We start from the raw sequence: 22,292 nt of genomic DNA on the forward strand, positions 1-22,292 counted from the left end.
GGAGGAGCAGGGGCAGCGGGGCGGGAGGATGTCGGACGTGGGTGCTGTGAAGAGCAAACGGATGCCACGCGCCGTGCGTGAGCAGCAGATGATGGACGCCGCGGTGCAGACCTTCGGGCAGCGCGGGTACCGGGCTGCCTCGATGGACGAGATCGCGGAGCTGGCCGGCGTGTCCAAGCCGTTGGTCTACCTGTATCTGAACTCCAAGGAGGAGCTCTTCACCGCCTGCATCAGACGTGAGGCGAACGCGCTGGTGGACGCGGTACGGGCCGGGGCGGAGCCGGGACTTCCGGCCGATCGGCAACTGTGGTCCGGGCTGCGGGCGTTCTTCACCCACACCGCGGAGAACCCGGACGGCTGGGCGGTGTTGAACCGCCAGGCGCGGACGCACGGGGAGCCGTTCGCCACCGAGGTCGCCGTGATGCGGGGCGAGATCGTTGCGTTCGTGACGGGTCTGATCGGGGCGGCGGCCCGCGAGGCGCACCACGATCCGGCGCTCCCCGACCGGGATGTGGCGGGGCTCGCGCAGGCCCTGGTGGGCGCCGCGGAGGCGCTCGCCGGCTGGGCGAACGACACCCCGGGCGTCTCGGCGAAGGAGGCCGCGGCCACCCTGATGAACTTCTCCTGGGCGGGCCTGGAGAACCTGATGAACGGCAGCCCCTGGCAGCCCCCGACGTAGTCGGAGCAGGGCCGGAGCCGGGGCCTGCGGGTGCGGGTGCGGCGCTCGGGTGCGGGTGGCCGGGTGCTGGTGGCCGCGGTCCAGCCCCCCGCCGTCCCGACCTGCCACTATGTGTCCCGGGTGACCGTCCCCGTCAGATGGACGCGGTCGCCGCTGCTGCCGCCCCGCAGCTCGAACGTGGAGCCCGTGTCATCGGCCGCGTACGTCACGGTGGAGGGCAGCAGGACGGGTGCCTTGAAGTCGGCCCGTACGGACCGGATCCGGCCGGGTTCGTCGGACTCGGCGAGAGCGCGGGCCACCGTCCACATGCCGTGCGCGATGGCCCGGGGGAAGCCGAACAGCCGGGCCGTGAGCGGGTACAGGTGGATGGGGTTGCGGTCGCCCGAGGCGGCGCCGTACCGCCGACCCAGATCCCCGGGCAGCCGCCACTCGGCCACCGTGCGAAGCCCGGCCGGAGGCGGGTTGCCCGAGCCGCCGCCGTTTCCGGTCTCCGTACGGCTGGCGCCGCCTCCGGGCCCGCCGCCGTTCCCCGGTGCCGCGTGCCGTGAGAGATAGCCGCTCCGCGACTCCCACACCAGCTCACCGGCGACCCGCGCCTCCGTCGCCATCGTGACCTCCGTGCCCCTGTGGTGGGGCGTCAACTCGGATGCGTACACAGAGAGTTCGAGCGAATCGGTGGGGTGCGTCGGCCGGTGCCGGGTGATCTCGATCCAGGTGTGGACGAGTCCGACGACGGGCAGCGGGAACGCCCGGCCGGTCATCAGCCGCATGGCGAGCGGAAAGCCCAGGACGTGCGGGTACGTGAGCGGCAGAGGCCCCGGTTCCGGCCCGTCGAAGCCGCAGATCCTGCGGTACGTGGCGAGGGGGCCGGGGGTGATGGGGGCGGCGGGGAGGGTGAGGCGGCCGGTGGGCAGTGTGGCGCCGTCGCGTCCGGCCCGCTTGAACGGGGATGTGACGGCTCCGCGTACCAGGGAGGCGCTCAGGCTCGGCATCGCGGTCACGCTCCCAGCAGGCTCTGGCCGCAGACCCGCAGGACCTGGCCGTTGACGGCGCTGGAGGCGGGCTGGGCGAACCAGGCGGTCGTCTCGGCGACGTCGACCGGGAGGCCGCCCTGCGAGAGGGAGTTCATCCGGCGCCCCGCCTCGCGGATGAGGAGCGGTACGGCGGCGGTCATCTTCGTCTCGATGAAACCGGGGGCGACCGCGTTGACCGTGACGCCGTGTTCGGCGGCGGCGCGGGGGGCCAGTGAGCGGACCAGGCCGATGATGCCCGCCTTGCTGGCCGCGTAGTTGGTCTGGCCGTTGTTGCCCGCGATGCCCGCGATGGAGGCGGTGGCGACGATCCGGCCGCCGCGGTTGACCGTGCCCGCCCTCAGGAGCGCGTCCGTGGTGCGCAGCACGCTGTCGAGGTTGACCTCGATGACGGAGGCCCAGCGGTCGGCCGGCATGTTGGCGAGGCGGCGGTCGCGGGTGATGCCCGCGTTGTGGACGAGGACGTCGAGCCCGCCGGGGGCCGCGGCGGCGATGCGTTCGGCGGCGTCGGGCGCGGTGATGTCGAGCGGCAGGGCGGTGGCGCCGAGCCGGTCGGCGGTGCGGACCAGGTCGTCCTCGGCCTGCGGGACGTCCAGGCAGATGACCCGGGCGCCGTCACGGGCCAGGACGGAGGCGACCGAGGCGCCGATGCCCCGGGCGGCGCCGGTGACCAGGGCGGTGCGGCCGGACAGCGGCGCCGCCCAGTCGGCGACCGGGTCGGGGGCGGCGGCGGTCAGCTCGATGACCTGGCCGCTGATGTAGGCGGACTTGGGGGAAAACAGGAAGCGGAACGTGGACTCGGCGGAGGCCACCGCCCCCGGAGCGATGCGCAGGAGCTGCGCGGTGGAGCCCTTGCCGGTCTCCTTGCCCAGGGAACGTACGAACCCTTCGAGGGCCTGCTGAGCCGCCGCCTGGTGGTGGTCGTCGGGGGACGGCGGCGTACCGAGTACGACGATGCGGCCGCCGGGGGCGAGGGAGCGTACGACGGGGTGCAGGGCGGAGTGCACGTCGGCGAGCCCGGCGGCGGACGTGACGTCCGTCGCGTCCAGGAGGATGCCGACGGGCCGTTCGGCACGGTCGGTGACCTTCAGCCCGGTAGCACCGAGCAGCGCCCGGAGCTCGTCCCCGATCGCCGGTTTCCCCGCCGTGAGGTGCAGCAACGGGCCGTCGAGGCTCGGCCTCTCCAGCGACCAGCGGCGCAGGGCGGCGGGCTGCGGCAGGCCGAGGCCGCGGGTGAGAAATCGGCCGGGTGCTGTGCCGGTGAAGTGCAGATAGCGGTCGGCCATTGTCCAGACTCCCTGCTCGGTCGTAGATTTACTCCAAAGTAAGGTTACTCAAGAGTCAGGAGTAGGTCGAGATGAACGCGATCGAGAGGAACGCGATCGGGAGGATTCCCCTCGCACTCCCGCAGCCGCGCCGGGTCGCGGTCATCGGTGGCAGCCGCATTCCGTTCGCGCGCTCCGACGGCCCGTACGCCGAGGCGTCCAACCAGGACATGCTCACCGCCGCGCTCGACGGGCTGATCGAGCGGTACGGCCTGGCGGGGCAGCGGGTCGGTGAGTTCGTCGCGGGGGCCGTCCTCAAGCACAGCCGGGACTTCAACCTCGCCCGCGAGACGGTCCTCGGCTCGGCCCTGGACCCGCGCACGCCCGCGTACGACCTCCAACAGGCATGCGGCACCGGCCTCCAAGCGGTGATCGCCGCCGCCAACAAGATCGCGCTCGGCGCCGTCGACTCCGCCATCGCGGGCGGCGCCGACACCACGAGCGACGCTCCGCTCGGCGTCAACGACCAGCTGCGCAGGCTCCTGCTGGCGGCCCGCCGCGCGAAGTCGACGGGCGGCCGGATCGCGGCACTCGCGGGCGTACGTCCCCGGCACCTCGTCCCGGACATCCCGCGCAACGCCGAACCCCGCACCGGCCTGTCCATGGGCGAACACGCGGCGGTCACCGCCCGCCGGTGGGACGTCTCCCGTGAGGCCCAGGACCTGCTGGCGGCCACGAGCCACCAGCGGCTGGCGGCGGCGTACGAACGCGGCTTCCTGCACGACCTCGTCGTCCCGTACCGGGGCCTGGCCCGCGACCAGAACCTGCGCCCCGGCTCCACGGTGGAGAAACTCGCCACGCTGAAACCGGTGTTCGGCGCGGGTCACCCCGATGCGACGATGACCGCGGGCAACTCCACCCCGCTCACCGACGGCGCCGCGACCGTCCTGCTGGCGAGCGAGGAGTGGGCCGAGCGGCGGGGCCTGACGCCACTCGCGTACCTCTCCCTGTACGAGACGGCGGCCGTGGATTACGTGAACGGCGAGGACGGGCTGCTGATGGCGCCCGCGTACGCCGTGCCGCGGCTGCTGGAGCGGGCCGGGCTGAGCATCGAGGACTTCGACCTGTTCGAGATCCACGAGGCGTTCGCCTCCCAGGTACTCGCCACGCTCGCCGCCTGGGAGAAGCAGGGGCTCGCCCCCGTCGACCGGGACAAGCTCAATGTGGCGGGGTCCTCGCTCGCCACCGGGCACCCGTTCGCCGCGACGGGGGCCAGGATCGTCGCCACGCTGGCCAAGCTCCTGGCGGAGCGCGACGCGCCGGGGCGGGGACTGATCTCGATCTGCGCGGCGGGCGGACAGGGAGTCACGGCGATTCTCGAACGCGCCTGAGGGTTCGGCGAGATCCTCGGAGTACGAGCCCTTTCGCATCCCTCTCTTCCCCTTCTTTTCCGCACCGCCGCACGCCGCACCGCCGCACGCCGCATCGCCGCACGCCGCACCGCCGCACCGCCGCACGCCGCACCGCCGCATCGGCCACGCCGGATGGACGGCCCGGCGACCGACCCGCCCGCCCCCCCAGTTGAGGAGCCGCACGTGTCCACGCCACCCGCCACACCCACCGTCCCGGTCCTGGTCGAGCCCACGAAGACCAGGGCGGCCGACGGAACAGTACGGGAGGTCTCCGTACCCGCCTTCGCGCCGCGCGACCTGCGTGGTTCGCTCGCCGAGATCCCGTTCGACAACGCCCGCGAGGCCCCGTCCGGGGCGGTACTCAGCCGCAAGCAGCAGGACGGCCGCTGGCGGGACGTGACGGCCGCCGAGTTCGCCGCGGAGGTGCTGGCGGTCGCCAAGGGCCTGATGGCGGAGGGGCTCCGGGCCGGAGACCGGATCGCGATCATGTCCCGTACGACCTACGAGTGGACGCTGCTCGACTTCGCGTCGTGGGCCGCCGGGCTGGTCACCGTACCGATCTACCCGACCTCGTCGGCGTTCCAGGCCCGCTGGATCCTCCAGGACTCCGGCGCGGTCGCGTGCGCCGTGGAGACGAAGGAGCAGGGCCGGCTGATCAGCCAGGAGCGCAAGCAGCTCGGCCACCTGGCCCATCTGTGGCAGCTCGACACCGGGGCGGTCGGCCGGCTCAAGACGCTCGGCAAGGACATCCCCGACGCGGCCGTCGCCGCCCGCCGGGCCACCCTGGAACCGGACACCCCCGCCACCCTCGTCTACACCTCCGGCACCACGGGCCGGCCCAAGGGCTGCGTCCTGACCCACGGCAACTTCTTCGCCGAGGTCGACAACGCCATCGAACTGCTCCACCCGGTCTTCAAGTCCGTGTCGGCGTACCCGGCGTCGACGCTCCTGTTCCTCCCGCTCTCCCATGTCTTCGGACGGATGGTCGCGATCGGCTGCATGCGGGCGCGGGTCCGCCTGGGCCACGCCCCGTCCATCCGGACGGAGGATCTGCTGGCCGACCTCGCGGGCTTCAAGCCGTCGTTCCTGCTGGCCATTCCGTACGTCCTGGAGAAGGTCTACAACACGGGCCGGGCGACCGCCGAGAAGATGGGCCGGGCCTCGTCCTTCGACCGGGCCGCCCGGATCGCCCAGCGCTACGGCGAGGCGGTCGAGGCGGCCCAACACGGCAGGGGCCCCGGACCGGGCCTCGGCCTGCGGGCGGCCCGAGCGCTCTACGACCCGCTGGTCTACCGCCGTATCCGTGCGGCGCTCGGCGGCCACGTCCGGTACGCGATCTGCGGCGGCTCTCCGCTGGGGCACCGGCTCGCCGCGTTCTACGCGGGCGCGGGCATCGAGATCTTCGAGGGCTACGGCCTCACCGAGACCACCGCCGCCCACACGGTGACCCCGCCCCTCAAACCCCGCCTCGGCACCGTCGGCTGGCCGCTGCCGGGGGCCTCCGTACGGATCGCGGACGACGGCGAGATCCTGCTGCGCGGGGGCCAGGTGTTCCAGGGCTACTGGGACGCCGAGCGCGGCGGGCCGGTCCCCGTGCTCGACGACGGCTGGTTCGCGACGGGCGACCTGGGGGAGCTGGACGAGGAGGGCTACCTGACGATCACCGGCCGCAAGAAGGACATCATCATCACGTCCGGCGGCAAGAACGTCACCCCGGCCCCACTGGAGGACTGGCTGCGCGCCCACCCGCTGGTCAGCCAGTGCATGGTGGTCGGCGACAACCGCTCCTTCATCACCGCCCTGATCACCCTGGAGCCGGACGGCCTCCAGCACTGGCGCCAGATGCGCAAGAAGCAGGACGTCCCGATGAGGGACCTGGTGAACGACGAGGAGCTGCGGGCCGCCCTGCAACGCGCGGTCGACGAGGCCAACCGCCTGGTCTCGCGCCCGGAGTCGATCCGCAAGTTCACGGTCCTGCCGGGCGACTTCACCGAGGCGAGCGGCCACCTGACCCCGTCCCTGAAACTGAAGCGGGACGCGATCGCACGAGACTTCTCGGCCCAGATCGAGGAGCTGTACCGGAAGTGAGGGCGTGTGTGGTGATGATCGAGTGGCGGTCGGCCGTTTTGTCGGTTCCGGCGAAAGTTGCCAGAAACCGCGTCTACCCGCGATAACGTCGCAGGTCACGAACTCTGCTCCCCGCGCGTGCGGGGTTGACCCCCGGCCGGTCGGTGCCGTCCGGGACTCGATCACCTGCTCCCCGCGCGTGCGGGGTTGACCCCCACGCTGCGCAGACACACAAGTCGCAGTGCAACTGCTCCCCGCGTGCGGGGTTGACCCCGGTGGCCGGCTCATCCACCGCAGCGCCGCCCACTGCTCCCCGCGCGTGCGGGGTTGACCCCCCGACGTTCGCGCCGCTCACCCGGGACGACGGCTGCTCCCCGCCATCGCGGGGTTGATCCCAGCCGCTTCTGCGGGTTCGAGTGCATCAACCTCTGATCCCCGATCCGGCGCGGGGCTGGTCCCGCGAAGATCATTTCTCGCTGGAGTTCGCCGAGCTGCTCCCCGCGCGAGCGGGGCTCGCCCACAGCGCCGGGGCTGTCGGCGACGCTGGAGTTGCGGCAGTCTGGTGTGCGATCAACTCGCTTAGATTCCACGGCACTTCGCACCACGCACCCTACTGCTCGGTTGTCGACCGGAGGACTCTTCACCCATGCGCTCGATCCGCATCAGCCTGCTCGCTCTGCTGTCGCTCCTCGCGGGCCTGCTCACCGTCACGGCCGCAGCGAGCCCCGCAGCCGCCGCCCCCAACTTCAAGGCGCCGTATCCCTGTGGTCAGCAATGGACCTACAGCCACCATTCGGCCGAGGTCAGACAGGCTCTCGACTTCGTCCGCACGGACGGCGGCCCGACCGCCGGGTCTCCGGTCCTGGCCTCCTCGGGCGGTACCGCGTACCGCTACTCCCAGCCGAGCGGTGCGGGCAACTACATCGCCATCGATCACGGGGGCGGCTGGCAGACGTACTACTTCCACCTGGCCTCGTACTCCGTCGCCAACGGTGCCCAGGTCGCCCAGGGTCAGCAGATCGGCGTGACCGGCTCCACCGGCAACAGCTCGGGGGACCATATCCACTACGAGCAGCTCTACAACGGAGTCGGCCAGAACATTGCGATCAACGGCCAGTCGCTGGCCCCGTACCCCGGTTCGTACTACAGCAAGTACCTGACCAGCGACAATGGTTGTGGCGGAAACGGTGGCGGGAAGTACTGGGTCGACACCTTCGCCAATGCCACCGGCTACGCGGCAGCCAACACCGGCGACGCGCAAGGCGTGCTGAACGCGGGTACGAACTACGTCTACTGCAAGGTCTGGGGTGCCCAGGTCGGTTCCGGCAGCAGCTACAACCACTGGTGGCTGCGCACGGACCTGGACACGGTGTACGCGGGCAAGAACGGCCGCAATGCCTATGTGTCCGCGTACTACCTCTCCCGCTGGGGCAACGACGAGGCCCGCGACAACAACGGAGCGGTGGTCCCCGACTGCTGACGCCTCAACCTGACGCCAGACCAGGTCCCCTCTGAAAGGGGCGGGCCGCCGACACCCGCACCGGCCGCGACATCGCCCTCTGCACCTTCGGCGTACCCAAGGGGGCCTCGGACATGCGCGGTTCAGCGCAACAGGGAAGATGAGCGGTGGGCGGCACAGTACCTAGGTTTGAAGCCTCTACTCTCAGGAGGCACTCCGATGGCGACTGCTTGCCCCTTCCTGCTCGACCGCAACGGCACGGACCTGCACGCCGAGAACGCACGCCTGCGCGGGCAGGGGCCGGTGGCTTCGGTGGAGCTCCCGGGTGGGATCCCGGGCTGGAGCGTGGTGGACCACGCTCTGGCCAAGCGGGTGCTCACCGACCCACGATTCGTGAAGAATCCGCAGCGCTGGCCGGCTTTCGCCGCTGGTGAGATACCAGCGGACTGGCCGTTGATCAGCTGGGTCGTGATGGACAACATGACGACCCATGACGGTGCCGACCACAACCGTCTGCGCAAGCTGATCTCGCAGGCGTTCACCCCGCGCCGGGTGGACGAGACCCGCCCGATGGTCGAGAAGATCACCGCCGAACTCCTCGACGGCCTGGCGGACGTGCCGCCCGGCGAGGTTGTCGACCTGAAGGGGCGCTTCGCCTATGCCCTGCCCGCCGCGGTGATCTGCGACCTGTTCGGCGTTCCCGCCGAGTCGCGTGCCGAGGTGCTGCGCGGCGGTGAGGTGACCACCAGTACGTCGCTCACGGAGGAGGAGGCGGCGGCCAACGTCGCGCACTGGCACCAGGCGCTGGGCGGCCTGGTCGACGCGAAGCGCCGTGCGCCGGGGGACGACCTGACCAGCGTTCTCATCGACGCGGCGTTCGAAGGGCAGCGGCTGACCCACGAGGAGCTGGTCGGCACCCTGTTCCTGATGCTCGGCGCGGGCTCCGAAACGGTGATGAACCTGCTGTGCCACGCGGTCACCAACCTTCTGGCCCACCCCGACCAGCTGGAGATGGCGCTGAGCGGCCAGGTCCCCTGGGAGCAGGTCGCCGAAGAGGTCCTGCGCGTGCAGTCGCCGATCAACCAGCTGCCGTTCCGGTTCGCCACCGAGGACATCGAGATCGGCGGGGTGACGATCGGCAAGGGCGACCCGGTCCTCATGGGCTTTGCCGCGACGGGCCGCGATCCGCAGCTGCACGGCGAGGGCGCGGACCGCTTCGACATCACCCGTACCAACAAGACGCATCTGTCGTTCGGCCACGGATCGCACTTCTGCATCGGCGCACCGCTGGCCCGGATGGAGTTCGCGATCGCGCTGCCCGCCCTGTTCGGCCGGTTCCCCGATCTGGAGATCGCGGTGGCGAACGACGAGTTGGTACCGCTGCCGTCGTTCATCATGAACGGCCCCCTCACGCTGCCCGTACGCCTGGGGAAGCCGCGGAGCGTTTAGGCCCTGTGCGGCGGACGATGTGCCCGTCGGGTCTGCGGCATGCGGCTTGCGCGTACGACTTACGGCTCATGGCTCGCCGCAGGCGGTCTGGCGGCGGGGTGATCCGACGTATGCGGGCGGCAACAAGGGACCGTAACGACTGCCGGAATCAGGCAGTGCTCTTCGGCAGGGGGCGGACATGATGATGTTCGCATCGGTAGAAGAAGACGCGCGATTACCGGATTCCCGACGGTACGCCGGAGGAGCTGCGGTACTTCCTGGAGCACGGGCGGTACGAGACGGCCGCATAGGCACGTCCGTCCGTAGGCTCACGGACCGGACCGGGAGGGGTGGCAAATGGGCGGGTCGAGCGAGAGCGAGATCCCTCCCGAGGGCCGCTTCGTGCTGCACCGGTTCAACGGTGACGAGGTGTACCGCTTCCACTCCGCCGTCATGTTCGTGGTGGACGAGCCCGACAGCGGTACGGCGTGCGGGCCGACGCTCTGGTTCGAGGTCGCGGGCGACCACGATGCCGTGCAGCGGTGCGAGGACACGGCGAGTTCGGGGATGGCGCCGTACGCGGAGGTGGGCGTCGAACTCCCTGCGGCCGGGGTCGAGGCGGTGGCCGAAGCGGACCGGCTGGTCGGGCGGACGTTCCTGATGCCCGGTGCGATGGACGGTGAGGACTCGGCGATGTCGCTGTTCTACTACTACGACAACGAACCGCTGTGGGACAGCCGGATCACGGTCCTCTCGCGCGCGGGCGACCGGTTCCGGCTGCGGTGGACGGCGGTCTGCGAGGACGTGAACTTCTACGACGGCAGCACGCCCGCGACCGAGGTGGAGATCGAGGGAGAGTTCCGGTTCAAGGTCCTGGAGCAATGGGCTGCGTCCCCGCGCCCGACGTGAGCGGTAGGGGCGATTCCCGCTCCCAACACCTGTACATCATGCTCCACTTGACCGTCAGCCCGGCTTTCTCCACCTCGCCCGGTCCACCGGATCCGAGCAGCGCGAGCACCAGTGGCCGATCCCCTGGTGGTACGTCCAGCCCAGCTCCCGCACGCGTTCCACGGACGCCTCGGCGGTGTGCATGATGTGGCCCCAGAAGTCCTCTTCTATGGGAGGGGCAGGGTCCGCCACCACCAGGTCGAACATGGTGTGGGTGTCGCAGTGCGGCCAGTCGCAGGCCAGGTAGAAGCGGACCGGGCCCGGCGCCTCGCCCTCGCTCGCCAGCGTCATGGATGAACCCCTCCCCTCGCGAGCGCGTCGTACCTCGCTGTGTCGGCAACCCTTCGGACAGTAACCGAAGGGCGCTTCATCGGGAGGGCGCTTGCGGAGGCGTTCGGGCGTGCGGAATCAGAACCGGAGCGCGCCGATCGGCCGACGCGCCGTCCGGGCATCGATCGCGCCCAACTCCATTTCGGTGGGGGCGCTTTCCTCGCAGATCTCCCGCAACGCCCGTGCGGCCTTGAGCGCGCGCTTGGTTCCGGTACGGATCAGCCGGGCCAACTGGCGTGCTGCTGCTGGGACATGGGGGACAGGTGTACGCGGTCCGGGGGCTCGCCGGCCGTGCCGTCGGCCGCCGGGACGTGCGGTACCGCCTCCCGGAGCGCCGCGTACAGCTCGGCTGCGGCGCCGGATGCGGATGCGGCGGGGGCGGGATGGCGGCGGGGGTGGCGTGGGGGCTCATCCGTGGCTCCTGGTGGCGTGCTCGATGGGTACGTTCTGGTCCGGTGCCGGAGGGTGGGCGAACAGGGGGAATGCGGAGACCGTGATGGTCATGGCTCCTCCAGCGTGACGGGAAGAAGAATCCAACCCGGAGGATGACTCCGTCGAGCGATACCAGCTAGCTTTGACGAGCTTCGATCATCAGCTCTCGCGTCGCGGCAGTCCATGGAGCTGATTGCGAGGACGGCGCGGGAGTTCGAGGCCAGAACCTAGAGGTGGGTACAGAAGATGCTGCGACACGACCTCCCCGAAGGTGCGTGGACGAAGTCCTCGTACAGCGGCGACAACGGAGGGTCTTGCGTCGAGACGCAGCCAACGGTGGACGGCCTCTTCGGGGTGGGCGACAGCAAGGGCCGCACCCTCGGTGCCACACCTTCGCTGCGGCTTCCTGGCAGTCGTTCGTCGCGGCCGTGCGGAACGATGTGGTCTGATCGCGTATGAACCCGGCGTACTGCGTGACCCGGAACCACATTGAGTTGTGGAACGAGCGGGTTCTGCCGGATCGCCCCACAGCGGTCGGCCTCGGCACCGTGCTGCGCGGGTCTCTTCTTCCGTTTGCTGTCTGGCTGGGAGTGGCGGTCTGCGCGGGTTTCTTCCAGGGGCCGGTGATCCCGGCGGCCGTCGCGGGATTGTTGTCGGCCGCGTTCCTGACGGGCTTCGTGATCCGAAGGAGGGCCCGGCACTCCACGCGGTGCTGCGTCTACGGTGCGCTGGGCGGAGTGCTGGACAAGTCGATGATGGGGTTCTGAGCGCCGTGGTCGAGCGACCGGGCGAGGCGCCGAGGCATGGCCCCACCGGCCCCTACGTCATGGACGATCCGTCCGCCCGCCGCAGCCGGCCCCCCGCCCCGCCCCAACCGCTGCGAACAGGTCACGAACTGTGCACAGGCCCGTTCCGGGGAAGGGTGTTCTGGGAGCATCGGGCTTCGCCTACCCGGGGAGTCCCCATGCGTGCCGCTGCTCTCGCGATCACTGCCGTTGCCACCGTCGCGTTGGTCACGGGCTGTAGTTCCACTCCCGGCGAGGATCTGGAGGACTGGTACACCTCGGGCGGTGAGAAACAGATCGAGCAGATGCGGGAGGACGCCTCGCGGGTCAACGAGGTGAGTATGGGGACCTTCAATCAGATGGGGCCCGCCTGTGAGGATCTCCTGAAGCATCTGCCTGCCGCCGAGGACCTGGATGCGATACCGGACGAGCCCGCGCAGATCACCTGGAAGGCTGCGCTGAAGGGGCTTCGCAAAGGGGCTACCGAGTGCAAAGCCGGAGTCGGTTCGGAGGACGGTGCGAAGGCGTCGCGCGGCATCATGACCGTCCAGCTCGATGGGCTTCCCAACCTGCGCGACACGGTTTCGAGGATCAAGGACAAGCTGGCCTCGGACTAACGGGACTGCGCTCAGCCGGGGTGGGTGGGTCAGCCGCCCTGTCCGGCGCTTCCCATCGGGCCGACCGTCACCGGGGAGCCCGAGCCGTCCGTGACGGGCAGCGTGGCGGCACCCGGCCAGTCCAGGGTCACGGACTTCGTCTCGTCCGGCGGGGTCACCACCAGCCCCGTGATACGCACACCGGAACCACCCGACTCGTTCAGCGGGTAGGTGATACCGAAGAAGATCCGCTCCCCGTCCTTGAGAACATCCGGACCCATATCCCGGCCCGCCCGCTTCGCCGACAGCGGCCCCTCACTCGTCTTCAGGTCGACACCCGCATACCCCGAGACCGAGCAGTCCCCGCCACCACCGTTCTTCAGCTCCACCACGACCGTGCCCTCACCCTCATCGCTGATGCTCCGGTCCGACGCCGTGATCTCCAGCTCGTCCGTACGGCACTTCCCGACCCCGCCACCCGCACCGGAACCGCCCCCGCCCGTCGCACCGTTCCCGCTGGAACCCTTCCCCTCGGAACCGTCCGCACCGCCCTTGCCCGCACCGGCCTGATCCGAACCACCACCCGACGACGACGCGGACGACCCGGCGGACGCGGACGACGGGGCACCCCGGCCCGTACCGTCCTCCTCACCCTGGCACGCCGTGAGCGACAGACTCGCGGCAACGGCCAGAGCGGCGAAGGTGAGCTTGTGAACGCGCATCGTGTCTTCCTCAACATCGGTTGTCGGCAGTGCCGGTCGGCAGTGACTGCCGCTCGGTACGGGTCAGTACGAGCGAGCATTTCTGATCACCTAGACCCGCCCGGCCCGGCCCCCCGTTCCGCCCAACCACCCCCTAATACACCCCTGTTACACGCACACCCAGGCACAACACGACGGAACCCGCTCCCCTCCCAGCCACGCCACCGGTCCCCACCCCCAACCCCCACCCGCACCCAGCCACCGCCCGCTGGGACAGACCCGTAACCCGCCCAACCTTGACCACCACCGGTGGGATGCCCCCTCTCTTTACTCTCACGACATGAATGTGTTTCACGGCGCCGATGGCCGGTACCCGGAGATGACCAACGGCGGCACGGCGGTGTTCGTGGACGTGCTGGCGCTCGCCGTGTCCACGCTGGCCCACGAGCCGTGGGACTTCCGCTTCGCCGCCCTGCTGACCCTCCAGGACCAGAACGTGATGGGCCGTGGGGTGGTCGGCTTCGACCTGGCGGAGCTCGACTGGGGGGACACGCCGCAGGAGGCCGCGATGGCCTCGTGCGTACGTCACCGGGTGCTGGACGCGCTGCCGTTCTTGGAGGCGTGCGTGTTCTGCACGGCCGGGGTTTGGGGGCCTACGTACCGGTCTACGCCCTGCGATGCGCCGTCGAAGTGGTCTTGGAGTGCGGATCATGGCGCGGTGATCCGTCGTCATGAACTGCCTGATGAGCCCTGCGAGTGAGGGTGAGGGCGGACCTCACACGGGCAGGTGCGAAACGCCCGGTATGCCATCAAACCCACTTCCTGTAAATCTGTTGACGTGCACATCGAGCGATGATTTTCTTCGATGTGCTCTTGTATCGAGAAAAGTGTCAGCAAGGAAAATTTCTTGGGGGTGCTGATGTGCATAGCGGTCCCCCTCCGGGGCGATTCTGTGAAGTTCTCGGCGAAATTAATTCCCATCCGGAAATGGCCGAGTTACGTGAAACGCGCAATGCGGACGCGGTGAAATGAGAATGAGTAGCGATGTCTCTCGGAAGCCGCTCGGCCATCTTGTCCGAGACCTCAGCCTCAGCGAGCGCAGACCCATTGCCCTATTCGCCGCGCTCGCGCTCGCAGGCGCGGTAGCAGAAGCGACCGTACCCTTACTCGTCGGAGCTTCGCTGAGTGCCGCACTGGATGCGGGGACAGGGCAACTGGCCGCAACTGTGCTGGGATTGGGCGCGGCCCTTGCCGTAGGAATCATCACTAACGTCACCCGGAATGCCATCGCCTCGCGGATCAAGGTACGCAACGCGGCACGGTTGCGCACCTCGATCGGTGAGAAAGCGGCGCGAGCACCACGCGAAGTGGCGGCATCCGCGCATCAGGCACAGGTCGCCACGGTCGTTTCCTACGATGTCGAACGAGTGACCGGTTTCCCCATTGCTCGTATCAAGCTCGTTGCCTCGATCATCGGCATGGCTGTCGTCTCCGCCTACTTGCTGTGGATCTCACCGTGGGTGACCCTGCTCATCCTCGTGGGCGTGCCGACTTTCATGTGGCTCACGACGAAGATCGCGGAGCCTCTTGAGGAACGCCAGGAGAGGCACCGCGAACTACTGGGAAAAGTGACCGAGTTGAGTTCGGACATTGCCCTGGGGCTGCGCATCCTGCGCGGACTAGGCGCGCAGAACGTCATGCGGGCACGGTTCGAAAAGGCGTCCCTGGACACCGAGCAGGCCGGGGTGAGGGTTGCCCGGACCGAGGCGCTCCTGTTCGTCTCGGGCAACCTGCTGCCGGGCATCCTCCTCACCGGTGTGGTGACACTCGGAGGTCACCTCGCGGCGTCCGGGGCCATCGCAGCCACCGACCTGGTCACCTTCTACGCCGCTTCGGCCTATCTGGTTCTGCCCGTCTCCACCGCGGCCGGCTACAGCGGTCTGCGCAGCAGTGCACGGGTCGCCGCAAAGAACATCGTGGACATTCTCGAAATTCCGGAAAGTGAGTGGCCTGGCCGGCTCAGCCCCATTCCGACGGATGCGGACCTCTTCGACCAGGTGACGGGGCTGCGCGTGCCCGCCGGCAAGTTCAGCGTGCTGGTACCCGACGGCGGCATCGATTCGGAGGCGCTGTGCCGTCGGCTGGCCGGGCTGACGTCGAGCGCGGACGAACCGGTTCTCCTCGGCGGACGTCCTCTGCGGGACTACGATCTCCCCGCGCTGCGGGATGCCGTGCGGTACCACGGCTCGCGCACAACGATCCTTTCCGGCAGCGCTCACCAGGTCCTGGACCCCACGGCCCGCCATGGTCACGAAGACCTCCGGCCGGCGCTGTGGGCAGCCGGTGCCACCGATGTGATCGACCGGCTCCCCGAAGGACTGCACACGCACATCGACGCAGACGGGCGCAGCGTGTCCGGCGGACAACGGCAGCGGCTGGTTCTGGCACGTTCGCTGCTCGGCGATCCCTCGATACTCGTGCTCGTCGAGCCGACGACAGCTCTCGATGCGGTGACCGAGGTCGAAGTCGCCCGGCGTATCGCCCAACACCGCCATGGGCGCACCACCCTGGTGGTATCTCGCAGCGGCGCGTTTCGTGCCGTGGCCGACCAGGTGCTCCGTATTCAGGGGGGAACCTGTGTCTGACCTCACCCACACCCTTCCCGTAGCCGACGCTCATAGCGTTGTACGCAGGGTCCGCGATCTCCTCACCCGATTCAGGGGACGGCTGACCGCGATCGTTCTCGTCCATGCGGCGGCAACGGCCTGCGGGCTCATTCCTCCGCTGGTGCTGGGCGAGATCATTGACAGGGTCTCGTCCCATCAACAGCTCTCACTTCTCCGGTCGGCTGCTGTGATCGCAGTAGCGCTGCTTGCCGGAGCAATACTCGAATTCACTGCGGCGAAGTGGTCATTCATTCTGGGTGAGCGCGTCTTTTCCCTTCTCCGCATACAGTTCTTGACCGGCCTGCTCGCCATGCCACTACGCCGTGTGGAAAGGGTCGACGCGGGCGAGATCCTGTCCCGGTCCACCTCCGACATGGACGCGTTGCAGGAAGTGACACGCACCGGTCTCCCGGAGACCATTGTGGGTTCCGTGACGACAGCCATGACGCTTGGCTGCGCGTTTGTCATCAACCCTCTGCTTGCCCTGGGATGCCTCGTCGGATTTCCCCCCATCATTCTTGCGACCCGGTGGTACGTCCGCCGTGCGGCAAAGGCGTATGGGGATGAGCTTGAGGCGCGTGCGGCGGTATCGAGCCAGGTCACTGAGACCGTGCGTGGCCATGAGGTCGTCGAGACGCTGCGACTGGAGGCAGCCCGGAAGAATTCCGCCTCGCGCACTGTCGCACGCGCGGTCGACACGGCGAGCGAGCCGATCCGGCTCGAACAGCGCGCCTTCCCCGTCATCCAGATCGGTTACCACCTGCCGCTGCTCGTCGTGGTGGGCTGGGGCGCATGGCTGGTCCGTTCCGGCAGCGCCGAAGTGGGTCATGTCGCAGCCATCGCGCTGTACATGCGAGCAATCATTTCCCCGCTGGACGACCTCATCTACTGGTTCGGCGAAGCGCAACCGGCCAGGGCGGCGCTCGCTCGCATCCTTGGCGTTGCCACAGAACCCGTCACCGCTCAGCGCGCTGCCCCGAAGGGGCACGCTCCACTGCACCGGCAGGAAGCGTTGAGCGTCCATCAGCTCTCTTTCGGCTACGTCGATGGCGCGAGCGTGCTTCACGACATCAGCCTCACCGTGCACACCGGTGAACGAGTCTGTGTGGTGGGAGCATCGGGCGCGGGCAAGACGACGCTCGCCCTTCTCCTGGCGGGCATCCTCACTCCCGCGTCCGGCAGTATCCGCGTGGCGGATACCGGCACTTCCGACGACACCCACCTCGGCATCGTCCTGATGGCACAGGAGGATCACGTCTTCGGGGGCACGGTCGCCGACAACCTGACCCTGGTTCGGGCCGACGCTTCCGAAGCCGACATCTGGCACGCGTTGGAGGCCGTAGGAGCCGGCGGCTGGGTCACCGCCATGGACGACGCCTTGCAGACCCGACTGGGAGCGGACGCGCATACCCTCACCCCCGCGCAGGCGAGGCAGCTCTCCCTCGCTCGGCTGGTCCTTATGAAGCCGAGCGTCCTCATCCTGGACGAGGCCACCGCCGGTCTGTCCGAAGAGGAGTCGAAGCGGTTCGCCACGCTCCTTCCCACTGTCCTGCGGGACACCACCGTCATCCAGATTGCCCACGACCTATGGGCTGCCCAGAACAGCGACCGAGTCGTCGTCATGGACGGCGGCAATATCGTCGAGGAGGGAAGCCACATGGAGCTCCTTTCTTCGGACGGCACGTACACACGCTTGTGGAAGTCATGGCACTCGGCGTCCCTCTCGGACTCAAAGGGGCAATGATCGCGCCGGGCGCATCCCGGCAGGCCAATGCGGACGCGGCGGGCGACCCCGGCTCGCGCGTTCGGACGGATTCACGTAGCTGGGGTTACGCGGACGGAGTTACGTAGCCGGGGTTACGCGGCCGGGGTCATGCGGACGGGGTTACGCGGCCGGGGCGGCCGTCTTCGCCGCAGGCAGCAGCCGCTCGCCGAGCAGTACCGCGCAGGCCCCGGCGGACAGCAGCCCGCCCGCCAGGAACGCGCCGCGTACGTCGGCGAGCGGCAGGAGGAGGCCCCCGAGGGAGGCGCCTGCCGCGATACCGGCGTTGTAGGCACCGGAGTTGGCCGCGAGCGCCATATCCGTGCGGCCCGGTGCGCAGTGCAGCATCTCGTTCTGGGTGGCCATGAACACCGGCCCGAGCGCACCGCCCATCAGCACCAGGAACACCACCGTCGCCGTCCGATCGGTTCCGGTGGCGTACAGGCCGAGCATGCCCACCGCCTGTGTGGCCACGGCCGTGGTCAGCGCGGCGTGCGGGAAGCGGTCCAGCAGGGTCCCGGTGATGGTCACTCCGGCCAGACACGCGACACCGAAGCCCATCAAGAGCGCGCTGACCGTGCTCCGGGAGAACCCGCTGACATCGCCCAGGAACTTCACGATGTAGGTGTACCCCGCGAACGCCCCGGTCGCGGACAGGGTCGTGGCCGCGAGCACGGTCCGGAACCGGCGGCCGTCGGGAGCGGTCCCGTGGGCGGCGTGGCCCTCCTCCGGACGCGAGGTCGGCAGCAGGACGGCGATCGTCACGAGGGATACGAGCCCGAGCCCCGCCAGCACCGCGAGCGGCACCGGCCAGGCGCTCTGCCGGCCCAGCCAGGTCCCGGCGGGAACACCGAGTACGAGGGCGAGCGAACCGGCGACGGACAGCGCCCCGACCACCCGCCCGCGGATCCCGGGCGCGAACAGGCCCACCGCGACCGGCCCCATCACGGCCCAGAACAACGCCTGGGCGAGCGCGGTCAACAGCCGCGCCGCGAACAGCGTCCAGTAGGAGGTCGCCAGCGCCGCGGCCAGGCTGGACACGATGAGCGCGGCCAGCAGTGCCGTGAGCACATGGCGTCGGGGCACGGCCCGCGCGGCGTGGGCCAGCGGAAGGGACGCCACGGCGACCGTCACGCCGTATCCGGTGACCAGGTAGCCGACCGCCGACAGGGACACCCGTAGGTCGTCGGAGATGAGTTCGAGGAGGCCGATCGGCAGGTTCTCCGCCGTGTTGAACGTGAACGCGGCCAGCATCAGGGCCACGAGCACCGCGAACCTGTGCCACGGAGCCGGTTGTGTCGTGACCATACGGCCGCCTCTTCCCTCGCGCGGCGCACAGGTGTGCCTCCGAGCGCTTCCGGGCGAACGGTAAATTCCGTGTCAACGCGAACCACAAGCTCCACGACGCCTGGCTCCTCGCGTTGTGCGCCGGGTGCGGGGACACCACCAAGCTCACTGTCCTGGAGCGGATGCACGTGCGTTCCGTACGACCCGAGCTCCTGAACCTGATGCACGACAACGCCCCTGGCCTGGCAGCGGAGTTGCTCCAGGACCCCGTCGTACGCCGTCGCAATCGCATCGCCCTCGACTGGGACAATGCCTGGCGCCTCGACAGCGGTGGGCCGGATCAGGCGGAGGGCGAGACGATCGAGGTCTCGGTCCGCTTCGCGGCGCGGATGCCCGTGCGGCCGGTGCGACTGATCGCCGAAGGCTTCGGCTTCTCGCGAGCCGAGGTCGGGAGGCCGCTCGCCGAGGGGAACCTCGTGTCGACAGTCCCCCTGAGTGGCAGGCTCTCGGGCGACTTCACCTTCATGCTCAAGCGCTGACACTGCCGGGGAGCGGGCGTCATACGGGGGGCTTCCCGTCGTGGGCGGCCGTGTCCTCCAGGCCCGCTGCCGACTCCCACTCCGTACGTCCGGGGCCGTCGAACGAGGGCGTGAAGTGCGGGTGTTCCTCCAGCCACCGCGCCAGGTGCGCCCGTACTTCCTCGGTCCCGTACGCCTGTTCTTCCGTCAGGACGAGATGGCGGACCTGGGCCCGTGCCCGCATGACCACGGGATCGTCCAGCGAACAGGCGGCGCGGGCGGCCGTCTCGCGGGAAGCGCCGGTGGGCGGCGTCGGGGAAGGGGAGGCCGCGTCGCCGAGCTGCGCCGCGTTGGCCCGGTCGGCAGCGACCTGGCCGTCGAACCACGGCCGTAGCGTGCGTACGGACCACCGGTGATAGTCCTCGGCGAACGACACCGGGTCCTTCGACGCGTCCTGGGCGTGGCGGCCGATCCACTGACCGGCTCGCAGGCCCAGTGCCACCCCTTGTCCCATCGTCGGGTTGGTGTGCATGACGGAGTCCCCGACGCCGACGAGCCCGGCGACCACCGGCCCCCTGTCGTCCACGAGAGAGGTCCAGCGATTGTCCAGGCCGCCCATCGCGAGAACATCCGAGACGGGCTCCGGTTCCAGTGCCAGCCATGCGGCGACGGCGGGGAACGTGCCGGCGACCCGCTCGAACACGGCCGGGTCCCGCAGCAGGGCGCGGGTCGGATCGGCGGTGGAGACCGTCAACGACACCGCGAGGGTCCCGTTGTCCGAGGGAAACACCCCGCCCACGGCGAAGGCCGAGGCCGAACCGTTCCTGACCCGGCCGGGGTTGCGCGGGCCGTCGGCGCGCAGCCGGTACCAGCGGCAGAAGTAGGCGATGCCGATGCGGTGGTTCTCCACCACCGCGTCCCGGCATCCGGCCGCCGCGAGCCAGCCGGTCACCGGAGAGCGCCGCCCGCCCGCGTCGAGCACCAGGTCGGCCGGGTGCGTGCCGGAGGCCGACCGCACCCCCGTCACCCACGGGGTGCCACGCTTCCGGTCGAGGGCCAGTCCGGTGGCGGGGTCCCCGCGCCGCATCCCCACATCCGGTTCGCGCTCGACCGCGTCGTGCAGGGCGGCCTCCAGCACGATGCGCCGGGTCTGGACGGTCACCAGGTCCTCATCTCCCTTACGGGACTGGGCAGTTGTGGGGAACCAGGCCATCTCGTGGCGCTCGGCGGCTCCTCTGCGCAGCATGGCCTCGTAGACATCCGGAGTCTCGGTAAGCAGCACCGTGCGCACCGGAGCGAGTAGGCCGTGCGGTTGGACCGACTGCGGTACGCCGGGGCGGTGCCAGTCGAAGAAGTCCTGTTCGAGGTGCTCACCGGGCCGGTGAGCATCCCGCTCGAACACGGTCACCGAGTGACCTCGGCGTCCCAGGAACAGGGCTGCGGCCAGCCCGCTGATCCCGCCGCCGATGATCGCAACGCGCGTCAATGTGCTTCCCTCCACGCTGTGTTGCCCAGCGACCGTATCCCACCCCTCGACTGCTGGTGCGGGCTGTCGGTGGCGCATACCGAAGGGATGTTCGCGTGGAGCGGGGGGAAAACCATGGGGTACGGTAACGATGTCATCACCCTCCGTGCGCAAATGGGCGCATGGAGCGGCCCCCGACGGTGCGACAACACCGACCGAGGGCCTACACCGACCAGTGGAACAGGACCACCGGGTAATGCTGCTTCATGTTATCGCGCCCTCTTCGGTCTATACGAAGGCATCGAACAACGTCGTGCGTGCGCGGCGGTTGAACAGTGATGCGAAGATCCTCCTGCTCTACGTCCAGGGTCTGCCGGAGTCGGCCACGGGCCGCCCGTTGGGCGAGTTGGCCGACGAGCTGGGGATGAAGGGCCATGCGCACCAGAAGGCGAAGAAGCAGCTGGTCGCGCTGGGCTTCGTGCACGAGTGGAGCGGCCAGGGTGCCGGGGGCCGCTGGTACACGGAACAGCTGTTCACGAACACTCCGCTGACGGAGGCCGAGGCCAGGGCCGTACGCGCGAGGCTGACCACGGCGCCCGCTGCTTCTCCTGCTCCCGCCCCGCCGACTGTGCGGATTCCGATCGTCGGTGAGCCGAGTCCCCGGACGGCCGGTGGTTATCAACCGGTAGAAGACAACAGAGAGAAGACCACTACCCACCCACCCTCCGAAGCGGAAGCGGCGGAAGCGGAAGTGGAGGTGGCAGAACCGCAGCCCGCCACATTCGCACCGTCCTTTGCGCCGCCTTCCTCCAGCCCGGCTCAACTGGCCCGCGCGGAGCAGATCCTGCTCTCGCTGCGCCATACGCGCCGGGAACTGCACCTGGGGGTACGCGAGGCGCGTGCCCTGGCGGTGGAAGCGGTGAAGTGGCTGGAGCGGGGCCTGGGCGAGGCGGACCTGCGTCAGGCGTTACTGGCCGAGCGCCCGGAGGGCGGCGTACGTTCCGCGGTCGGCTTCCTGCGCTACCGCCTGGCCCAGAAGTGCCCGGAACCCCCACAGGCACCACTCGCACCACCCACACCGCCCGCCATGGCACCCGCACGGGTCCGCGAGCTGATCGCCTGCGAGGGGCCGGGGGAGGAACACGTCTTCCGGCCGATGAGTGACGAGACCGCATGCGCCGAGTGCCGTCAGGTCGCCGCCTGGGAGATGTGGCAGGCCGATACACACACGTTCCCCGAGGACGCCACCTGGCGGGAGCGCTTCGCGATCGTCCGTGGACAGGGCGGCTGAGGCGTGTCCGTCCCAGGGTGAGGCGGGAGCCGGATCCGAAGCGGGAGCCGCGGCCACGCAGAACCCGTTGCCCTCAGGGTCTCCCCACACTCAGAACCTGAGGTTCCGCAGTGCGGGCCGCTCAATGCGAAGAGCCAATGAGTGTCGTCCGGATTCTCGCGACTCGGGCG

The 22,292-nt window shown here is 69.5% G+C and carries 20 protein-coding genes and 1 pseudogene; 14 read left to right on the plus strand and 7 right to left on the minus strand.

Annotated features, from left to right (window positions below; genetic code table 11):
- Nucleotides 1-61 precede the first annotated feature (61 nt).
- The gene (locus OG413_RS14055; protein ID WP_266805600.1) at nt 62-679 is read left to right on the plus strand and encodes a TetR/AcrR family transcriptional regulator; all 618 of its coding nucleotides are present in this window, start codon (nt 62-64) and stop codon (nt 677-679) included.
- Between the two features lie 107 nt (nt 680-786).
- On the opposite strand, the gene OG413_RS14060 is transcribed toward OG413_RS14055, so the two are convergent.
- Both OG413_RS14060 and OG413_RS14065 read right to left on the minus strand, forming a co-directional pair.
- Nucleotides 787-1,671 carry a MaoC/PaaZ C-terminal domain-containing protein gene (locus OG413_RS14060; protein ID WP_266805602.1) on the minus strand — a complete coding sequence of 295 codons (885 nt, stop codon included), beginning with the start codon at nt 1,669-1,671 and terminating at the stop codon, nt 787-789.
- Between the two features lie 5 nt (nt 1,672-1,676).
- The gene (locus OG413_RS14065; protein WP_266805603.1) at nt 1,677-2,996 is read right to left on the minus strand and encodes a 3-oxoacyl-ACP reductase; all 1,320 of its coding nucleotides are present in this window, start codon (nt 2,994-2,996) and stop codon (nt 1,677-1,679) included.
- A 71-nt stretch (nt 2,997-3,067) separates the two neighbouring features.
- On the opposite strand from OG413_RS14065, the gene OG413_RS14070 reads away from it, so the two are divergent.
- The 5 genes from OG413_RS14070 to OG413_RS14090 all read left to right on the plus strand — a co-directional run bounded on the left by OG413_RS14070 (nt 3,068) and on the right by OG413_RS14090 (nt 10,250).
- Nucleotides 3,068-4,366, plus strand: coding sequence for an acetyl-CoA C-acetyltransferase (locus OG413_RS14070; RefSeq protein WP_266805604.1), 1,299 nt, complete (start codon nt 3,068-3,070; stop codon nt 4,364-4,366).
- Nucleotides 4,367-4,570: 204 nt separating this feature from the next.
- Nucleotides 4,571-6,475: a long-chain fatty acid--CoA ligase gene (locus OG413_RS14075; RefSeq protein WP_266805606.1), complete on the plus strand. Its 1,905-nt coding sequence runs from the start codon at nt 4,571-4,573 to the stop codon at nt 6,473-6,475.
- Nucleotides 6,476-7,100: 625 nt separating this feature from the next.
- A complete protein-coding gene (locus OG413_RS14080; RefSeq protein ID WP_266805608.1) occupies nt 7,101-7,934 on the plus strand; it encodes a M23 family metallopeptidase in 834 nt (277 codons plus the stop codon).
- 198 nt (nt 7,935-8,132) lie between these two features.
- A complete protein-coding gene (locus OG413_RS14085; protein WP_266805609.1) occupies nt 8,133-9,362 on the plus strand; it encodes a cytochrome P450 in 1,230 nt (409 codons plus the stop codon).
- A gap of 336 nt (nt 9,363-9,698) precedes the next feature.
- A complete protein-coding gene (locus tag OG413_RS14090; RefSeq protein ID WP_266805610.1) occupies nt 9,699-10,250 on the plus strand; it encodes a hypothetical protein in 552 nt (183 codons plus the stop codon).
- A 54-nt stretch (nt 10,251-10,304) separates the two neighbouring features.
- Here OG413_RS14090 and OG413_RS14095 read toward each other — a convergent pair whose 3' ends face one another.
- Together OG413_RS14095 and OG413_RS14100 are read right to left on the minus strand one after the other, a co-directional pair.
- Entirely contained in the window at nt 10,305-10,580 is a 276-nt protein-coding gene (locus OG413_RS14095) for a hypothetical protein (protein WP_266805612.1), read from the minus strand.
- A 117-nt stretch (nt 10,581-10,697) separates the two neighbouring features.
- The gene (locus OG413_RS14100; protein WP_266805613.1) at nt 10,698-10,850 is read right to left on the minus strand and encodes a hypothetical protein; all 153 of its coding nucleotides are present in this window, start codon (nt 10,848-10,850) and stop codon (nt 10,698-10,700) included.
- Nucleotides 10,851-11,297: 447 nt separating this feature from the next.
- Between OG413_RS14100 and OG413_RS14105 the strand changes: the two genes are divergently transcribed.
- The 3 genes from OG413_RS14105 (at nt 11,298) to OG413_RS14115 (ending at nt 12,453) form a co-directional block, all read left to right on the plus strand.
- The gene (locus tag OG413_RS14105; RefSeq protein ID WP_323137855.1) at nt 11,298-11,510 is read left to right on the plus strand and encodes a DUF397 domain-containing protein; all 213 of its coding nucleotides are present in this window, start codon (nt 11,298-11,300) and stop codon (nt 11,508-11,510) included.
- A complete protein-coding gene (locus tag OG413_RS14110; RefSeq protein ID WP_266805614.1) occupies nt 11,507-11,818 on the plus strand; it encodes a hypothetical protein in 312 nt (103 codons plus the stop codon). Before OG413_RS14105 ends, OG413_RS14110 begins: the two co-directional genes overlap by 4 nt.
- A 197-nt stretch (nt 11,819-12,015) precedes the next feature.
- On the plus strand, nt 12,016-12,453 hold the full coding sequence (locus OG413_RS14115) for a hypothetical protein (RefSeq protein ID WP_266805616.1): 438 nt from the start codon (nt 12,016-12,018) through the stop codon (nt 12,451-12,453).
- Between the two features lie 29 nt (nt 12,454-12,482).
- Here the strand turns inward: OG413_RS14115 and OG413_RS14120 are convergent, their stop codons facing one another.
- Nucleotides 12,483-13,154, minus strand: coding sequence for a DUF4232 domain-containing protein (locus OG413_RS14120; RefSeq protein ID WP_266805618.1), 672 nt, complete (start codon nt 13,152-13,154; stop codon nt 12,483-12,485).
- 319 nt (nt 13,155-13,473) lie between these two features.
- Between OG413_RS14120 and OG413_RS14125 the strand changes: the two genes are divergently transcribed.
- The 3 genes from OG413_RS14125 (at nt 13,474) to OG413_RS14135 (ending at nt 17,543) form a co-directional block, all read left to right on the plus strand.
- Nucleotides 13,474-13,893, plus strand: coding sequence for a hypothetical protein (locus OG413_RS14125; RefSeq protein ID WP_266805620.1), 420 nt, complete (start codon nt 13,474-13,476; stop codon nt 13,891-13,893).
- A 274-nt stretch (nt 13,894-14,167) separates the two neighbouring features.
- On the plus strand, nt 14,168-15,778 hold the full coding sequence (locus OG413_RS14130) for an ABC transporter ATP-binding protein (RefSeq protein WP_266805622.1): 1,611 nt from the start codon (nt 14,168-14,170) through the stop codon (nt 15,776-15,778).
- The gene (locus tag OG413_RS14135; protein ID WP_266805624.1) at nt 15,771-17,543 is read left to right on the plus strand and encodes an ABC transporter ATP-binding protein; all 1,773 of its coding nucleotides are present in this window, start codon (nt 15,771-15,773) and stop codon (nt 17,541-17,543) included. The genes OG413_RS14130 and OG413_RS14135 overlap by 8 nt, the downstream gene beginning before the upstream one ends.
- 141 nt (nt 17,544-17,684) lie before the next feature.
- Here OG413_RS14135 and OG413_RS14140 read toward each other — a convergent pair whose 3' ends face one another.
- Complete coding sequence (locus OG413_RS14140; RefSeq protein WP_266805626.1) at nt 17,685-18,869, minus strand: MFS transporter; 1,185 nt, start codon at nt 18,867-18,869, stop codon at nt 17,685-17,687.
- A gap of 26 nt (nt 18,870-18,895) precedes the next feature.
- On the opposite strand from OG413_RS14140, the pseudogene OG413_RS14145 reads away from it, so the two are divergent.
- A pseudogene (locus OG413_RS14145) lies at nt 18,896-19,387 on the plus strand (DUF1062 domain-containing protein); the annotation flags it as partial.
- A gap of 19 nt (nt 19,388-19,406) precedes the next feature.
- Here the strand turns inward: OG413_RS14145 and OG413_RS14150 are convergent.
- Nucleotides 19,407-20,852, minus strand: a complete 1,446-nt coding sequence (locus OG413_RS14150; protein WP_266805628.1) for an NAD(P)/FAD-dependent oxidoreductase — start codon at nt 20,850-20,852, stop codon at nt 19,407-19,409.
- Between the two features lie 235 nt (nt 20,853-21,087).
- Here OG413_RS14150 and OG413_RS14155 point away from each other — a divergent pair, with 235 nt between their 5' ends.
- Nucleotides 21,088-22,122, plus strand: coding sequence for a hypothetical protein (locus OG413_RS14155; RefSeq protein WP_266805629.1), 1,035 nt, complete (start codon nt 21,088-21,090; stop codon nt 22,120-22,122).
- Nucleotides 22,123-22,292 lie beyond the last annotated feature (170 nt).

Origin of the sequence: Streptomyces sp. NBC_01433 (assembly GCF_026340105.1) — a bacterium.
In the GTDB taxonomy this organism is placed as follows: Bacteria; Actinomycetota; Actinomycetes; order Streptomycetales; family Streptomycetaceae; genus Streptomyces.

What these genes read in the sequence shown, in the direction of transcription:
- OG413_RS14055 (WP_266805600.1), top strand. Translation starts at nt 62, where the DNA reads ATGCCACGCGCCGTGCGTGAGCAGCAGATGATGGACGCCGCGGTGCAG.
- OG413_RS14090 (WP_266805610.1), top strand. Translation starts at nt 9,699, where the DNA reads ATGGGCGGGTCGAGCGAGAGCGAGATCCCTCCCGAGGGCCGCTTCGTG.
- OG413_RS14080 (WP_266805608.1), top strand. Translation starts at nt 7,101, where the DNA reads ATGCGCTCGATCCGCATCAGCCTGCTCGCTCTGCTGTCGCTCCTCGCG.
- OG413_RS14130 (WP_266805622.1), top strand. Translation starts at nt 14,168, where the DNA reads ATGAGTAGCGATGTCTCTCGGAAGCCGCTCGGCCATCTTGTCCGAGAC.
- OG413_RS14060 (WP_266805602.1), bottom strand. Translation starts at nt 1,671, where the DNA reads ATGCCGAGCCTGAGCGCCTCCCTGGTACGCGGAGCCGTCACATCCCCG.
- OG413_RS14105 (WP_323137855.1), top strand. Translation starts at nt 11,298, where the DNA reads ATGCTGCGACACGACCTCCCCGAAGGTGCGTGGACGAAGTCCTCGTAC.
- OG413_RS14085 (WP_266805609.1), top strand. Translation starts at nt 8,133, where the DNA reads ATGGCGACTGCTTGCCCCTTCCTGCTCGACCGCAACGGCACGGACCTG.
- OG413_RS14125 (WP_266805620.1), top strand. Translation starts at nt 13,474, where the DNA reads ATGAATGTGTTTCACGGCGCCGATGGCCGGTACCCGGAGATGACCAAC.
- OG413_RS14155 (WP_266805629.1), top strand. Translation starts at nt 21,088, where the DNA reads ATGCTGCTTCATGTTATCGCGCCCTCTTCGGTCTATACGAAGGCATCG.
- OG413_RS14070 (WP_266805604.1), top strand. Translation starts at nt 3,068, where the DNA reads ATGAACGCGATCGAGAGGAACGCGATCGGGAGGATTCCCCTCGCACTC.
- OG413_RS14120 (WP_266805618.1), bottom strand. Translation starts at nt 13,154, where the DNA reads ATGCGCGTTCACAAGCTCACCTTCGCCGCTCTGGCCGTTGCCGCGAGT.
- OG413_RS14140 (WP_266805626.1), bottom strand. Translation starts at nt 18,869, where the DNA reads ATGGTCACGACACAACCGGCTCCGTGGCACAGGTTCGCGGTGCTCGTG.
- OG413_RS14115 (WP_266805616.1), top strand. Translation starts at nt 12,016, where the DNA reads ATGCGTGCCGCTGCTCTCGCGATCACTGCCGTTGCCACCGTCGCGTTG.
- OG413_RS14065 (WP_266805603.1), bottom strand. Translation starts at nt 2,996, where the DNA reads ATGGCCGACCGCTATCTGCACTTCACCGGCACAGCACCCGGCCGATTT.
- OG413_RS14110 (WP_266805614.1), top strand. Translation starts at nt 11,507, where the DNA reads ATGAACCCGGCGTACTGCGTGACCCGGAACCACATTGAGTTGTGGAAC.
- OG413_RS14095 (WP_266805612.1), bottom strand. Translation starts at nt 10,580, where the DNA reads ATGACGCTGGCGAGCGAGGGCGAGGCGCCGGGCCCGGTCCGCTTCTAC.